At 47.6% G+C, this 15,311-nt stretch carries 15 protein-coding genes and 1 other annotated feature; all 15 genes read right to left on the bottom strand.

From position 1 onward, the window contains the following. Window positions 1-1,434 carry a cardiolipin synthase gene (gene cls / locus FC34_RS01045; protein ID WP_057893526.1) on the bottom strand — a complete coding sequence of 478 codons (1,434 nt, stop codon included), beginning with the start codon at window positions 1,432-1,434 and terminating at the stop codon, window positions 1-3. Between the two features lie 12 nt (window positions 1,435-1,446). Next, complete coding sequence (locus FC34_RS01040) at window positions 1,447-2,244, bottom strand: amino acid ABC transporter substrate-binding protein (RefSeq protein WP_057893525.1); 798 nt, start codon at window positions 2,242-2,244, stop codon at window positions 1,447-1,449. Next, window positions 2,245-2,883, bottom strand: coding sequence for an amino acid ABC transporter ATP-binding protein (locus FC34_RS01035; protein WP_057893524.1), 639 nt, complete (start codon window positions 2,881-2,883; stop codon window positions 2,245-2,247). 11 nt (window positions 2,884-2,894) lie between these two features. Next, window positions 2,895-3,548, bottom strand: coding sequence for an amino acid ABC transporter permease (locus FC34_RS01030; RefSeq protein WP_057893523.1), 654 nt, complete (start codon window positions 3,546-3,548; stop codon window positions 2,895-2,897). A 421-nt stretch (window positions 3,549-3,969) separates the two neighbouring features. Beyond that, window positions 3,970-4,764 (bottom strand): septum site-determining protein MinD, encoded by a 795-nt coding sequence (gene minD / locus FC34_RS01025; protein WP_057893522.1) that lies wholly within the window; start codon window positions 4,762-4,764, stop codon window positions 3,970-3,972. Next, window positions 4,764-5,420 carry a septum site-determining protein MinC gene (locus tag FC34_RS01020; RefSeq protein WP_057893521.1) on the bottom strand — a complete coding sequence of 219 codons (657 nt, stop codon included), beginning with the start codon at window positions 5,418-5,420 and terminating at the stop codon, window positions 4,764-4,766. Before FC34_RS01020 ends, minD begins: the two co-directional genes overlap by 1 nt. A gap of 17 nt (window positions 5,421-5,437) precedes the next feature. Continuing rightward, entirely contained in the window at window positions 5,438-5,968 is a 531-nt protein-coding gene (gene mreD, locus FC34_RS01015; RefSeq protein ID WP_057893520.1) for a rod shape-determining protein MreD, read from the bottom strand. A 1-nt stretch (window position 5,969) separates the two neighbouring features. Beyond that, entirely contained in the window at window positions 5,970-6,830 is an 861-nt protein-coding gene (mreC, locus tag FC34_RS01010; RefSeq protein ID WP_057893519.1) for a rod shape-determining protein MreC, read from the bottom strand. Window positions 6,831-6,920: 90 nt separating this feature from the next. Then, complete coding sequence (locus tag FC34_RS01005) at window positions 6,921-7,922, bottom strand: rod shape-determining protein (protein ID WP_057893518.1); 1,002 nt, start codon at window positions 7,920-7,922, stop codon at window positions 6,921-6,923. A gap of 129 nt (window positions 7,923-8,051) precedes the next feature. Beyond that, window positions 8,052-8,705, bottom strand: a complete 654-nt coding sequence (gene radC / locus FC34_RS01000) for a RadC family protein (RefSeq protein WP_057893517.1) — start codon at window positions 8,703-8,705, stop codon at window positions 8,052-8,054. 50 nt (window positions 8,706-8,755) lie between these two features. After that, entirely contained in the window at window positions 8,756-9,388 is a 633-nt protein-coding gene (locus FC34_RS00995) for an HAD family hydrolase (protein ID WP_057893516.1), read from the bottom strand. Further along, window positions 9,381-10,673, bottom strand: coding sequence for a bifunctional folylpolyglutamate synthase/dihydrofolate synthase (locus FC34_RS00990; RefSeq protein ID WP_057893515.1), 1,293 nt, complete (start codon window positions 10,671-10,673; stop codon window positions 9,381-9,383). Before FC34_RS00990 ends, FC34_RS00995 begins: the two co-directional genes overlap by 8 nt. A gap of 139 nt (window positions 10,674-10,812) precedes the next feature. After that, window positions 10,813-13,446: a valine--tRNA ligase gene (locus FC34_RS00985; RefSeq protein ID WP_057893514.1), complete on the bottom strand. Its 2,634-nt coding sequence runs from the start codon at window positions 13,444-13,446 to the stop codon at window positions 10,813-10,815. 51 nt (window positions 13,447-13,497) lie between these two features. Further along, window positions 13,498-13,697, bottom strand: a binding site (T-box leader). A 28-nt stretch (window positions 13,698-13,725) separates the two neighbouring features. After that, window positions 13,726-14,355, bottom strand: coding sequence for a redox-sensing transcriptional repressor Rex (locus FC34_RS00980; RefSeq protein WP_057893513.1), 630 nt, complete (start codon window positions 14,353-14,355; stop codon window positions 13,726-13,728). A gap of 228 nt (window positions 14,356-14,583) precedes the next feature. Continuing rightward, a complete protein-coding gene (locus FC34_RS00975; RefSeq protein WP_057893512.1) occupies window positions 14,584-15,309 on the bottom strand; it encodes a DUF4811 domain-containing protein in 726 nt (241 codons plus the stop codon). Window positions 15,310-15,311: the final 2 nt, after the last annotated feature.

Genomic DNA, 15,311 nt, shown 5'->3' with positions numbered 1-15,311 from the left:
TTACAAGATTGGCGCCAGCAAGCGTGAAATCCCTTGCCAGAACCTGGACCAATTGGTCTGTTTGGCCACATCTTTTGGTGTATAGGGGTGTGCCCCTTGCATGTCGGTGATGAAGAGTTGCCTGAATTCAGCAGCGGCATGGCGATCATAGATAAAGGCTGCCACTTCAAAATTAAGTTTAAATGACCGGATATCAAGGTTGGCTGTACCGGTCGCCACAAAGCGACCATCCACCACCATCGATTTAGCGTGTAAAAAACCCTCATCGTACATAAAGACATGGCCACCATGCTCAACCAGTTGATTTAAATAATACCGGGTGGCCCGAGACATCGTGGGTTGATTAGACGTAGTCGGCACCATCAGGCGAACGTCAATACCAGACTGGGCCGCAATACTAATGGCATCAAGAAGGCTATCATCGGGCACAAAATACGGGGTTTGCATCCAAATGCTCTCTTTAGCCAAGGCAATCATCCGCAAGTAACCCAGCTTAATGGCTTCAATGGACTGATCAGGCCCACCACTAACAATTTGCATCAAGGCGTTCCCAGGTGCTTCACTTGCGGCAAAATATGCTGGTTGAAAATGGACTTTCTGGACCTTAGCCGTCGCATTCCAATCCATGAAGAACTGGGCCTGTAAACTCATCACCGCAGAACCAACCAGCCGTAATTGCGTATCCCGTTGAATAACGAGCTTGTGCCGGCGCTGGCCCAAATCAAAACCACCGACGTAGCCAATCTGACCATCAATGACAATAATCTTGCGGTGATTCCGGAAGTTCATTCGCAAATTGGCCCGACTTAACTTACTGGCGACGAAAGCTTCAACCTCACCCCCAGCTTCTCGCAACGGTGCCCAGAATTTCTGGGTAATTCGATGCGAGCCAAGCGCGTCATACATCACGCGCACCCGCACACCCGCCTGCGCCTTAATGATGAGTTGCTCGCGCAGGCGTAATCCCGTTTCGTCAGGTTCAAAAATATACGCTTGAACATGAATATGATGGGCCGCATTCGCCACATCGGCCAATAACCGATCAACGAAATCCTGATACTGACTTAAAACGGTAATCTGATTGTGTTCAGATAATAAGGCCCCATCGGCTTTCAAGAGCGTCGTCACCAATTCAGGTAACCCTGGGGTGGTGACACTTGCCGGCAGCAATTCGCCAGCGGCCATGCTCGCCTGCTGAGCGACGACTAGTTGATCAATGCCCAAACGTTGTTGGGTCTGAATCTGATGCATCTTATTAGTTGCTAATTTGCGGCCGAAAATTGAGTAAATCAAAAACCCAATCACCGGTAGTAAGAGCAATACCAATAACCAAGCCCAAGTCGCGGCAATATCTCGTGGTTGCTTAAAGACGGTCACAATTGCTGCAGTCGTGTTTAAGGTGAAAATAACAATCAAAACAATCGGAATCCACATTTCACTACCTTCTTAATTTTGACCAAACCACTTCTTTTGTAAACGTGCCGTCGTACCATTTTTTTGCAGAGCGGCTAAGGCTTGATTAATTTTTTGACGGAGAACGGTATCTGATTTGCGCAGACCAACTGCAAAAGTTTCTGCTGGGAAATCAACTGTCACCAGCCGATAGGCCTTGGGATCAGGCTCATGCGCAACGTAATACCGTGCGTATACTTCATCCATCAACAGGCCCTGAATTCGATTGGCGTCCAAATCGATCAAGGCGTTGTTAAACGTATCATACAAAATCGGCGTTTGATGCGCAATGTATTGCTTTAAGACCTTTGGTGACTGATCCAAGTCATCAGCACCACTGGAGCCGGTTTGAACGCCTAAGGTTTTCCCTTGCATCTGCTGCGCTGAAGTGATGCCCGCTTTGGTTTTAGTGACCAACACCTGATGGTTGGTCAGATAAGGATCAGAGAAGGCGACTTTTTGTTTGCGAGCGGCCGTTTCCGTGTACCCATTCCAAATCAAATCGATAGTCTGGTTTTTTAACTCAGTTTCTTTCATGGACCACTCAATTGTTTGAAAATCGACTTTGACGTCGTAGCGTTTAAAGACAGCCTTGGCTAAATCAATGTCATAACCCGCTAACTGCCCGTTCTTCTGTCGAAAGCCCATGGGAACGAAGCTGTCATCAAGTCCGACCACAACGGTGTGGGACCGCTCAATCCGGGGCCAACTATTCGCTTCGCTTTGCCGGGCACAGCCGGTTAGCGCCAGCATCGCCAGTAAGCTCAATAACCACAACCATTTTCGCCGCATCTAGTCCACCGCCTCTTGCTTCTTGACTGTCAACGTCGCATCCGCCACCAAATCGGCAAAGGCTAAATCATGGGTCACAATGACCTGGGTCATGCCGTTAGCCTTAAATTGCTTGACTAGATCGGCAACGGATTCCCGCAACGCCGGATCCAAAGCGCTCGTAGGTTCATCATAGAGTAAAATTTTGGGATTGAGTGCCAGCGCTCGGGCAATAGCCACTCGCTGTTTTTGCCCTCCAGACAAGGAGAACGGATAAGCACTGGCCTGATCGGCCAAATCTAATTGGGCGAGGAGTTGCAAAGCATTGGCCTTGGCTGCCTTGGGATCTTGACCGTGCAAGATCGGCGATAACGTAATATTGTCTTGAACTGATAGATTAGGGAAAAGCTCAAAATTCTGAAAAACAACCCCAATGATGCCATCCAACCGTAACTGTTGAGGCGTCGTCTGTATCCCATTCCAGATGAACGTGCCACTATCTGGTTGTTCAAGACCACTAATAATTCGCAGCAGCGTTGTTTTGCCCGCCCCACTTGGCCCAACGATAGCCAATGTCTGGTGATCAGTAATCGTGACATTGATATCATCGAGAATCTTGCGACCGCCAAATTGCTTAGAAATATTTTTGAGTTCTAACATGCCATCGCCTCCTAGCGGTAATAACTAAAGTGCTTTTCCAATAACTTCAAGCCTAGGGTCAAGACCAAGGTCAAAACCAGATAAATCACCCCGACCATCACTAAGGGCAGCAGGGTAACGTCGCGTGCAGAAGCGACATTACCGGCCCGCAAGAGATCACCCAAGCCAATGACATAAACCAGAGAAGAGTCCTTCACTAAATTGATCACTTCATTACCAATGGATGGTAAGACGATTTTGACCACTTGAGGAATCACGACATACCGTAGTGTTTGCCAGCGGGTCAAATTGAGCATCATGCTTGCTTCTGTTTGACCTCTGTCGACAGCTGCGAAACCGCCGCGGAAGATTTCCGCAAAATACGCCGCATAATTCAAAATGAAAGCAAATAGCGCGGCTGAATACCGATCAAACACAATCCCCAGAATTGGCAAGCCATAAAAGACAAAAATCAATTGTAGCAATAGCGGCGTTCCCCGGAACAACCAAATGTATGCCGTCAGCAGCGCATGAACACCTTTCATTAGCCAGGTCTTCGCCCGCATTAACCCAACAGCCAATATCATGCCCAGGGGGATGGCGCCGATAATTGTTAACGCGAATATACTGAGGGTCATCTGTGCCCCACTCATCAATGATGGTAATATTTCAATCAAATACTGCATGTCTTCTCCTCCTTTGGTCAAACAAAAAACGTCCTCTCGCTTTCGCAAGAGGACGTTTGCACGTGGTTCCACCTCAATTTATCCAATGTTTGCACACTGAACCTCACGGGTTGAAGAAAAAAAGCCGCCCCCCTACAGCTAATGCTGTAAGAGGGCGGCGTACCGCGGTTCCACCTCAAGCTCGCTTCCAAATCACTTTGAAAGCCTCATGTCGTTTCTTCAACCACGGCGATAACGAGCCCAACCGGAGTCACCTACTCATTTCAATGACTCACTCTTGGATGTGAACGAAATCTGAGGTTGACTCACTTTCACCAACCGTGAGTTCTCTGACAACCTACCAAAATCGCATTCCCAATCAATGTTTTAAATGTTGTGTTAAAAATACGCGCTCACAAACGATTTGTCAAGCAACACGCGACTAGTTACGCCGGAACAGCCGAGCCCAAAAGCCAGGCTTCTTCTCTTCGATTGCCATCAGGGGCACACTTTCGCCTAACAAACGCCGGGCAATATTCCGATAACCCTGACTGGCGGGATTATCTGGTTCCATGACGACGGTTTCGCCTTTGTTGGTGCTGGCAATCACTTCATCGTCATCCACCACAATGCCGAGCAATCCGATGCCCAAATGTTTGGTAATTTCATCCACATCCATTGACCGGCCATCGGTCATCATGTGTGGTCGAATGCGGTTAATCACCAGGCGAGGTGCGATTGGCATTTCTTGTTGTTCTAACAAACCAACAATCCGATCCGCATCGCTCACCGAGGACACTTCCGGCGTGGTGACGACAATCGCCCCATCGGCCCCGGCGCTGGCATTTCTAAAGCCTTGTTCAATCCCTGCTGGGCTATCCAGAATAATAAAGTCAAAGTCATCGCGCAATTGATTAACAATCTCGACCACATCTTCAGGCATCACAGAATCTTTATCAGCATTTTGAGCAGCCGGCAAAACGTATAAGAGATCATCAAACCGTTTGTCTTTAATCAAGGCTTGGTGCAATTTGGCCCGACCAGTGGCGACATCAACAATGTCGTAAATAATCCGGTTTGACAAGCCCAAAACAACATCCAAATTACGCAAGCCAATATCTAAGTCCAGCATCACGACCCGCTTACCTTGCAGGGCCAAAGCTGTCCCAATATTTGCTGAGGTCGTCGTTTTGCCGACGCCCCCCTTACCTGATGTGACAACGAGAGATGTTCCCATTACATTTCCTCCATTTTCCGAAACAGCCGTGGCCGCAAGTCTTTCAACTGGGCGGCATCGCCATGCTCAAGAATATGTAAATCGTTCACGTAACTTAAACTAGTGCCGGCCACATTGCGATCCGCGATGATATCGACAGAATCAGCAATCCGAATCTGGGTTGCTTGACTGACATCGCCGACGATAACTGCACTGGCGTCACCGTCAGACCCAGCAATGACTAAACCATGAATCTCCCCTAAGACAAAGACGGAACCGGTCGCTTCTAAGACGGCGTCTTTATGTAACGTGCCTGAGAACAAAACATCGCCATTGAAGGCCTGCCGTTGACCTGAGCGAATAATACCGCCACCTAAATGAATGGCTTGATTCAAGAAACGCTGTTTTAATTCCGCAGTCGGGCCAACATTGCTATGTAATTGGCGAACGGTGAAGCGAGGAAACCGATCAAAAATTTGCGTAATGGTTGCCGCTTGCGCCTCATCAAAAAGCCGATTCCCACTCTCAAGTGAGAATTCAACTCTTTCGGTTGAGGTATCTTGATTCAATTGAACTAATAAGGCTTCTAGGTCGGCCGTGACTTGGTCAAAATCGGCCCAGTCAGCCAGCATTAATTCGAACCCATCCTTGCGGCCCTTTAAGATTACAGTTTCCACACACTCACCCCAAATAGTTACACTTTATTTAATTTTAGCAATAAACGTGACATAGGCCAATAGCCAATGAACAATAAGACCAAATTCAAAATGAGACCTGGTCCCAGATGATTGGCAATCATCGCAGCGAGGCCGACATTGGCGAACCCGAGCACCTGGTTCATGATGTAATTAGCGAACTCAAAGACGGTTAACGTAATCACCGCGACAATGCCAACAAAAACCGGCGAGCGTAGGATATACGGCCGAATTTGCTCAATTAGATAAACCACCAATGGCATCAGCAGCGTGCTGACACCCAGGATGCCGGTATAAAAGCTGTCATAGACCAGCCCCGTCAACACAGCATATCCCATAATCCAGTTCTCGTTAGGCAAGAAAATCACGATCATCATCAAAGCCAACAAGGTCAGCTGCGAAGGGGCAGTGAAGGTTGGCGTCATGGTCCACTGTTCCAGAAGTTGAGTCAAAGCCCCATCTAAGACTAAGGCAATAAATAAAATTAATGGCGCCACCCAGTGCTTTTTGAAGGTGCGTTCCAGTTGCATGTTACTCACCATCCAAGCTACGAGAGATTACCGTCACGACGCTGACATCATCGAGATCACCGGCCGGCTTGATATACACGTTGTTTGCTAGACCAAAGTCATCCTTTTTAACAGCGGTAACCGTGCCAATCAATAGGCCTTTGGGTGTTGCCCCACCGAGACCAGATGTCGCAACTTTATCGCCTTTTTTAATGGTTTTTTCAGTATTAAGTTGACCTAAAATCAATTGACCGGACTTGGCGTCATAGCCAGTAATCACACCATTTGCCGTGCTATTATCTTTGGTAATCACGTTGGCTGCAAACCGGTTGGCGGCGTTGTTTGAGGTCGACAGCAACTCAACCTTTGAATTAGTCTTGTTCACTTCGACGATCCGACCAATCAACCCGGCGCCAGACATCACTGGCATGTCCTTCTTAATACCAGCAGTACTCCCACGATTAATGACCAGAATATTGCGCCAATCGCTGGGCGATCTGAGCAAGACAGCGGCCGAAATTTGAGCATAATCCGTGAGAGTGCCATTCAATTTCAATTGTTTCTTTAGGGCCTTGTTCTCGGTTTCAAGTGTTTGAACCTGAACCTTGGTCTCAGCTAGATTATCAATCTGAGCCTTCAGGCGCTGATTTTCACTGTAGGCGTTGCTGAGGTCACTGAAATCGGCCAAACGCGCTTTAATGAAATTAGTTGGTCCAGTCACAACACGCGCACCAATCCCAACAAAGTCATTACCAATTTGTTGAACTAACGGTGGTGTATTGCGATTATTGCGGACTGCAATTGAGCCAGCAATCAGTGCACAACTGGTTAGAAACGCAATCATCAATACAATCAATTTTTTGTTTGAGAAATACTTTTGCATGGGCGGCCTCCGATGCCTGCGAAATATCAACAAATAAGGACGGTCTTTTAAATGAAGACCGCCCCCTTGTTAAACCATGGTTGTCAAAAATTAACGCCGCTTGAGAACCTCAATATTCTTTAAGGATTCCCCTGTACCGATGGCAACACAATCCAATGGATCCTGGGCGATAAAGACGGGCACTCTGGTTTCATCAGAAATCACTTCTGACAAGTGCTTTAACAAAGCGCCACCGCCAGTCAAGACAATCCCATGATCAATCACATCAGCGGCGATTTCAGGAGATGTTTCTTCCAAGGTTTCCTTGACTGCTTCAATAATCGCAACGACAACTTCATTGATTGCCACGGCCACATCAGCAGCAGAGATATCGATCGTGTGAGGTAAGCCGGTTAACAAATCCCGACCGCGAATAGTCATACTGTCGATGTCTTTAGCCAATGTTGTTGAAGCAGAGCCAATTTCAATCTTGATATCTTCTGCGGTCCGTTCACCAATTAATAGGTTATAGTTCTGGCGGACATAGCTGATGATAGCTTCATCAATCTTGTCACCAGCCATCCGAATTGAGCGACTTGAAACAATCCCGCCCAATGAGATGGTTGCAACGTCTGTCGTCCCACCACCGATATCAACCACCATTGACCCAGTAGGATCCATGACAGGCAAGCCTGCCCCAATGGCAGCCGCGTAAGGTTCTTCGATGACGAAAGCATCCCGTGCGCCGGCTACTCGAGCAGCATCGATGACAGCCCGCTTCTCTACTTCAGTAACGCCGCTAGGCACGCAAATCATCACTTGTGGACGATTGCCTGTCCCTAAAGCTTTTTCCATGAAATATTTGAGCATTGCGGCTGTGGTGTCGTAATCCGCAATGACGCCATCTTTCATTGGACGAATCGCAACAATGTTGGCCGGTGTCCGACCAATCATATCGCGGGCTTCTTCTCCGACGGCGATAACTTCGCCGGTTTGACGGTTTTTAGCAACAACAGAGGGTTCATGTAAGACAATCCCCTTGCCGTCAACGTAAACAAGTGTATTGGCGGTTCCTAAGTCGATGCCGATATTTTTTGATCCTAATCCAAACAAGATGTTCTCTCCTTCATCTGCGTATCCGTACTTACGGTCTCTAGCATTATAGCATACTTAGCTTTCAGACCAAACGTCTTCCCCAAATTGTCGGCGAGAATTGGGCATCTTCAAAGAAATTTAAAATCCTCAGCCTAATAGGTCTGTTTCTTCATGAAAAGAGAAGTAGTTGTTCGCCCCGACAATCAGATGATCAATGAGCTCGATGCCCATCAATTCACCGGCATGATGCAGGCGCTTAGTCACTTCGTAATCAGCCGCACTAGGTTGTTCGTTCCCACTTGGATGATTATGCACAATCAAGAATTTCCCAGCGTTCAGCAGCAGTGCATGATGAAAAATGACTTTGGGGTCAACCAACGAAGCAGTCATGGTCCCAAGCGACACCATTTCTTCTTTAATAATGGCATTTTTGATATCTAGAAATAAAACCAGTAACCGTTCCTGATTGAGTCCGGCCAACCGCTCTTGCATTAACTCACCGATACTTTGACTGCTAACAATAGTGCCTTGCCGTAAAGCCCGCTGGCGGACCACCCGTTTGCCTAACTCAATGGCCGCTTCAAATAAGGTCGCCTTGCTCAAACCAATCCCTGGTATTGTCATTAAATGAGCCGTTGTGGCGCGATCCAATCCCGCCAGTTGCGGATATTGCAGGAGCAACGCCTTAATAGTGACACTTTTTGGAATAGTCTTGGTCCCTGTCCCCATAATTGTGGCTAATAACTCTTCATCCGATAAGGCGTGGACACCAAAGGTTACAATGCGTTCACGAGGTAACATTTCTCCGCCCCCATTTTTTGTTTTCACAAAAAATTACGCAAAATGTTTACTCATTGAAACCGATTCAGGAATGTCGGCAAGTCTGCTAAGCGGCGCAAAATCGGGGCGCCCGTCGTGTTAGGCGCATCGAGATCTGGTATTTGCACGACAGGGATATGGGCATTCTGGGCGGCCATGACCCCGACTCGACTATCTTCAACCACCATAATTTCATCCTGGCGCAATGCGAGAATTTGTTGCATCTTCAGATAACCCGCCGGGTCTGGTTTGGCGAGGGGCACATCTTCAAAGGCGATAATGTGCGTAAAAAAGTGACTGATATTAGCCGCTGCCAGCACCTGGTGAACATAGTGGCGATGGTTACTGGAGACAATGGCTTGCGATAATTTGCGCTGAGCCAAAACCCGTAAAGTCATCCGCGTGTCCGGCATGAGCGGTGGTTTATGCATTATGGTTTCGACAATGGCTTGTGAAACTCGAGTGAATTCTGGAATCACGGCTTCGGCCATCAGGTGACTCAAAGCCGCGTGATAGGCGCGTTCATCCACGCCGACCAGCGGCAAAAAATCATTTGGCTGATACGCGTAACCCAGTTGCTGAGCAGCTTGCGCATTCGCCTTGAGATAGACGCGTTCGGAATCCACTAGCGTGCCGTCTAGGTCGTAGATAACGGCTTTAATCATCGCCGCTTTCCCCAAGAAGTGTTTGGCGCACAGCCGCGACTAAATAAAGAGAGCCTGTGACTAAAATTACGCCATCCGGAATAGTCATGGCTTCAGCCAACGCACTTTGCCAATTTGGCATGGTCGTGCCGGCTTCCAGACTATCATAATCACTGCCTGTCGCGGCTCTTGGATTATCTGGTACAGGGACTAAGTACAGTGGGCCAAGCGTCGCCAAACGCTGGGCCATTGCTGGAAAGGCTTTGTCGGCCAACATCCCAGCGATTACGACGACTGGTTGTTGCGGCAGCCAAGTTTTGACCGCCGTGGTCAAATGGTCGATACCATCCGGATTATGGGCGCCATCCAAAATGATGATCGGGTCATCGTTAATCACTTCAAAGCGACCCGGCCATTGACTGACTGACAGTCCTCGACGGATTTCGCGCGCATTTAGTGGCCATTGCTGGCCTTGGGCGAATACTTTGGCAGCCTCAATGGCAATAGCAGCATTGTCAATTTGATATTGCCCAATTAATGGCAGCGCAATATCTGGCAAAGTACCCTCGGCATCTCGTAGCTTGAACTCTTGACCACTACTGTGCAGCCGATGAGCTTCCGTTGAGAAATCCCGATTGAGGGCTAACCACTGACTATGCTTAGTTTTGACCGTCTGTTCAACCACGCGCATTGCTTCTGGAACCAAGTCACCGGTCACAACGGGCACGCCGGCTTTAATGATACCGGCTTTGTGCCGTGCAATTTCACTTAACGTATCTCCCAACATGTTCTGATGATCAAGCGCCACTTCAGTGATGACAGCCACCTTGGGCAGAATCACGTTGGTGGAATCTTCCAAGCCACCAATGCCAACCTCAATCACCGCCACATCGACAGCCTGTTGGGCGAAATACAACAGGCCTAACGCAGTCACAAATTCAAATTCAGTCACAATGAAATCAGGTTCCGCATCCTGAATGTGTGTTAGTGCCGTTTTCACTTGGTCAGTAAGTCTCACCAAATCATCATCGCTAATTGGTTGATGGTCAATCATTAGCCGCTCGTTAAAACACATAATAAATGGCGAGGTAAAAAGCCCGACCGTTAGACCACTGGCTTCAAGAATATGACTAATCATATTCGCGGTTGAGCCCTTACCATTCGTGCCAGTCACATGCACGAATGAAGTTTGACTTTCGGGATGGTCCAAGGCCTCTAGGAGCCGTTCAATCCGATGCAAATCCCCAGTTTTTGCCAGCCTGGGAAAGTCATGAATATAGGCCAGTGTTTCATCATATGTTTGCAACAGGACCCCTCCTTTTTCTTCTTTAAACTCAGACTAAGGGATTTACGCCGGCCTGGCAAGCGCAAAAAAAATCGCGCTATGACGATTTAGTCATAGCACGATTATTAACTATTCAAACCTCTAGACGTGATACTACCGATTACTTAGCCGCTTTAAGTTGCGCAATGCGGGCCGTCATAGCGTCTAATTGCTCACTGTAATCAGCGCGCTTAGTCTTCTGCTCTTCTACCACAGCAGCAGGTGCTTTAGCGACGAAGCCTTGGTTATTCAACTTCTTGTCAATGCGGTCAATTTCTTGATTGAGCTTTGCTTCTTCTTTGGTCAATTTCTCGATTTCGGCATCCAAGTCAATCAATTCAGCTAATGGCACATAAACCACCGCCCCAGAAATAACGGCACTTGCCGCCATCTCTGGTTCTTGAACTGTCGTCCCGATGGCAAGTTCCTTAGCATGTACAAAGCGATCGATGAAGTCAGCATTTTGCTTAAAGACTGGCTCTAAGCTCGCATCTTGTAACTTCACGACAATGTCGACAGGGCTGGATAGCGGTGCATTGACATCGGCGCGAATGTTGCGGACCGCGCGAATCAAGCTAATAATGGATTCCATTTGCTCAACCGCAGTGGTGTTTTCGTAATCTGCGTGCGTCACTGGATAGTCAGCAGTCACTAGCGAATCGCCAATGTGTGGCATCGATAACCACAGTTTCTCGGTGACAAAAGGCATAATCGGATGTAACAGGCGCAGAATTTGGTCTAAGACATAGGCCAAGTTAACCCGTTTAGCCGCTTTGGCCGTTTCATCGTCGCCGTACAAGACTTCCTTACTCATTTCAATGTACCAATCGGCAAATTCATTCCAAATGAAGTTATACAGGGCCCGACCAGCTTCACCAAATTCAAACTTGTCAAATAAATCAGTGACAGTCGCAACTGTCGTATTCATCCGGGCGAAAATCCATTGGTCAGATAAGTCAAAGCTGGCAACATCGGGCTTTGAGCCTGGTTGTAAGTCACCTAAATTCATCAAGACGAATCGACTCATATTCCAAATCTTGTTAATGAAATTCCAAGCGGCATCCATCTGGGTGTAACTGAAGCGAGTATCTTGACCAGGAGTCGACCCATTGGCCAGGAACCAGCGCAGTGCATCCGCCCCATACTTATCGATCACATCCATTGGGTCAATCCCATTGCCTAAGGACTTGCTCATCTTACGGCCCTGTTCATCCCGAATCAGGCCATGAATTAAGGTGTGTTCGAATGGGCGCTTGCCCGTGAATTTCAGCGCTTGGAAGATCATCCGTGATACCCAGAAAGGAATGATATCGTAACCTGTGACTAAGGTGTTATTTGGATAGTAGCGTTTATAATCAGGCGCATCGGTATCCGGCCAACCCATGGTCGAAAATGGCCATAAAGCGCTTGAGAACCAGGTATCAAGAACATCAGAATCTTGTTCCCAGTTTTCAATGTCGGCTGGTGCTTCTTCACCGACATAGATTTCCCCTGATTGTTTGTTGTACCAAGCAGGAATCTGATGACCCCACCATAATTGCCGAGAAATTACCCAATCGTGGATATTCTCCATCCACTGCAAGAAGGTGTGTTCAAATCGTTCAGGGACGAAATTCACTTTATCATCCGTCGCTTGATTCTTAATGGCAGCTTCAGCAAGGGGCTTCATCTTAACAAACCATTGTGTAGACAGACGTGGTTCAACTTGCACGCCAGTACGTTCTGAATGACCCACACTGTGGACCATTGGTTCGACTTTAATCAGCACACCGGCTGCGTCAAGGTCTGATACAATGGCCTTTCGTGCTTCAAAGCGATCCATCCCATTGTATTTACCGGCTAATTCATTCATTGTCCCGTCATCGTTCATCACGTTAATTCGTGGTAAGTCGTGACGATTCCCCACTTCAAAATCGTTGGGGTCATGGGCCGGGGTGATTTTAACTGCACCCGTCCCGAATTCACGATCAACATAGAAATCAGAAATAATTGGAATTTCACGATCGGTCAACGGTAACTTCACCGTTTTGCCGACCATATCTTTATAACGATCATCATCTGGATGCACCGCAATCGCCGTATCTCCCAGCATCGTTTCCGGACGGGTTGTCGCAATTTCAATGTACCCGGAACCGTCTGTGAATGGATACTTCACATGGTAAAAAGCACCTTCGTCGTCTTCATGGAGCACTTCAATGTCGGATAAAGCCGTCCGTGCTTGCGGATCCCAGTTAACGATATATTCACCACGATAAATCAGGCCTTCATTATAAAGTTGAACAAAGACCTTGCGGACGGCTTGACTAACCCCTTCGTCCAGCGTGAAGCGTTCACGGTCATAATCTAATGACAGCCCCATCTTTGCCCACTGTGCATGAATGATGGCCGCATATTCATCTTTCCAATCCCAAACTTGTTGAACGAACTTTTCCCGGCCCAAATCATACCGTGAAATGCCCTGTTCGCGGAGTTTAGCTTCCACTTTGGCTTGGGTTGCAATCCCGGCGTGGTCCATCCCTGGTAAATACAAGGTGTCAAAACCTTGCATCCGCTTTTGGCGAATTAACATGTCTTGTAAGGTTGTATCCCAGGCATGGCCTAAGTGCAATTTCCCAGTGACATTTGGTGGTGGAATGACAATTGAATAAGGTTTGGCATCAGGATTAGCATTTGGTTTGAACACACCTTGCGCTAACCACTTCTCATACCGACCGGCTTCAACTTCGGTCGGATTATACTTTGGCTCAAGTTCCATTATTTCACCTCATCAAGAATATTTTTGTGAACAAAAAAACTCGCCCTAAAAAATTAGGACGAGTTGACTCGCGGTACCACCTAAATTGGGGACATTCCCCCGCTTTAATAGCCGATAACGGAAGCTATCCGACTACCTCTACTAGATTCAAGGTAGGACTCGCAAGCTACAGACATAGATTCATTCAGGGCTCGCACCAACCGCCCTGTCGCTGAAAAATCCACTACGTCCCTCTTGTTCAACGCGTTATTGGTAGTATAACCAATTGCTTTGGTAGCGTCAATTCGCTCGACGATGATTCTCAACAAATAATAACGTCTGCAATTCTCGAGTCAGGTCGACATACGCAATGGTCGTCTCAGGCTTGCATTCGGCAGGCTTTGGCGCGAAGGTCAAAATTGCGGTGATACCAATGGTCTCTAAACGACTGACTACTGCTTGTTGGGCATCGCTTGGCACGGTCAAAATCGCGGTGCGAATCCGCGGGTCTGCCTGAATTGTCGCAAAATCTTCAATCACGATCCCATGAATGGTTTGGCCGATGACGCCGGGATCAATGTCGTACGCGCCCACAATCTCGAGGTCAGGATTACGTCGAAAATTATTGGCCAGCATGGCCTGCCCCAGTGGACCCGCACCCACCAAAATTAGCGCCTCAGCTTGACTGGTCGCCAATAATTCACCGAAGTATTCGCTGAGGGCTGAGACTGAGTAGCCATAACCACTCCGGCCCAGTTCGCCTAAGGCAGCAAAGTCATGCCGAATCGTGGCCGCCGGTATGTGCATCTTATCACTTAATTCCTGAGACTTGATTCGGTCGACCTGCTTGAGCGCCAAATCCTTAAAAACACGATAATACAAGGGTAATCGTCTCATGGTTGCTGGTGAAAGCTGGCGAAAATCATTCATGGGCGTTCCTTTCTTGTTTATTATTTCACAACAGATTATAGCACGCATGATGTTCTGTCACCATCTTTAACACGGTAAATTTTTTGTCGCGGTGACGGCACACAACAATAAGGATTATCAATGGTTGATGCTCAGGTCATGATTTAGGTTTCGAAACACCCCATGACCTGTTCCAACTCGCAAAAAAAGACCATCTAGCGTCCAAAGCGCCAAATGGTCTTTCATGAACTACTTCACAGTAGCTTTAACTTGTTTGATCGTATCTTGAATCACTTGTGCTTGCATCTTCGCTTGCGCAGCCTTAGCTAGCGCAGTTGCTTGCGAAGCCAACGCAGGATTTGCCTTGATTTGGGCAGTCACATCAGCTTGAATGGCGGCTGCCATCTTTGCTTTTGTTGCTGCATCCGGCTTTTGCAGGCTGGCGAGTTTCTTGCCCAGCGCCTTCGCCTGCGTAGTCGTCAAGACAGTCCAATTGGTTGGAACGTTCAACGTGTTATGTTGCTTCACTAATTCGTGCTGGTTTTGGTTAAAGAACAAGTTCTTGTAGAAGTCGCTCTTATAGGTCCAGCGGGTCTTCTTCTCAACCAAAGTGGCTTTATTCGCGCCCGTTTTGACTTGATTCTGCACATCATAATCGGCTTTGGTATGCTGCGTTTTGCCCTTGGCAGAAAGTTTATAGATATAGACTTGGTGTTTGCCACTAGTCCCAATATCTTGCTTCAAAAGCATCGGCAATTGAGCGTTTGGCGAGGCCGTGTAAATATTTTGAGTTGTTTCTACCGTTTCTTTTTTCATACCGAAATGTTGGGTATCATTCATACTGATCAAGACGAGACTACCAAGCATAATCGCGCCAAAAATCGCAACCAGAATGGAACGAGCGACGGAGGATTTCATCATAATGAAACTGAGATACAAAGCGATGACCGCAACACCTAAAATAACTAAGATCATGC

It is taken from the genome of Lacticaseibacillus brantae DSM 23927, assembly GCF_001436115.1.
GTDB lineage: Bacteria > Bacillota > Bacilli > Lactobacillales > Lactobacillaceae > Lacticaseibacillus > Lacticaseibacillus brantae.
The sequence above is the reverse complement of the archived record's forward strand: the minus strand, read 5'-3'. Positions and strand labels throughout refer to the sequence as shown.

What these genes read in the sequence shown, in the direction of transcription:
- cls (WP_057893526.1), bottom strand. Translation starts at nt 1,434, where the DNA reads ATGTGGATTCCGATTGTTTTGATTGTTATTTTCACCTTAAACACGACT.
- FC34_RS00980 (WP_057893513.1), bottom strand. Translation starts at nt 14,355, where the DNA reads ATGAATGATTTTCGCCAGCTTTCACCAGCAACCATGAGACGATTACCC.
- minD (WP_057893522.1), bottom strand. Translation starts at nt 4,764, where the DNA reads ATGGGAACATCTCTCGTTGTCACATCAGGTAAGGGGGGCGTCGGCAAA.
- FC34_RS00975 (WP_057893512.1), bottom strand. Translation starts at nt 15,309, where the DNA reads ATGATCTTAGTTATTTTAGGTGTTGCGGTCATCGCTTTGTATCTCAGT.
- radC (WP_057893517.1), bottom strand. Translation starts at nt 8,705, where the DNA reads ATGTTACCTCGTGAACGCATTGTAACCTTTGGTGTCCACGCCTTATCG.
- FC34_RS01030 (WP_057893523.1), bottom strand. Translation starts at nt 3,548, where the DNA reads ATGCAGTATTTGATTGAAATATTACCATCATTGATGAGTGGGGCACAG.
- mreC (WP_057893519.1), bottom strand. Translation starts at nt 6,830, where the DNA reads ATGCAAAAGTATTTCTCAAACAAAAAATTGATTGTATTGATGATTGCG.
- FC34_RS00995 (WP_057893516.1), bottom strand. Translation starts at nt 9,388, where the DNA reads ATGATTAAAGCCGTTATCTACGACCTAGACGGCACGCTAGTGGATTCC.
- FC34_RS00985 (WP_057893514.1), bottom strand. Translation starts at nt 13,446, where the DNA reads ATGGAACTTGAGCCAAAGTATAATCCGACCGAAGTTGAAGCCGGTCGG.
- FC34_RS01035 (WP_057893524.1), bottom strand. Translation starts at nt 2,883, where the DNA reads ATGTTAGAACTCAAAAATATTTCTAAGCAATTTGGCGGTCGCAAGATT.
- FC34_RS01040 (WP_057893525.1), bottom strand. Translation starts at nt 2,244, where the DNA reads ATGCGGCGAAAATGGTTGTGGTTATTGAGCTTACTGGCGATGCTGGCG.
- mreD (WP_057893520.1), bottom strand. Translation starts at nt 5,968, where the DNA reads ATGCAACTGGAACGCACCTTCAAAAAGCACTGGGTGGCGCCATTAATT.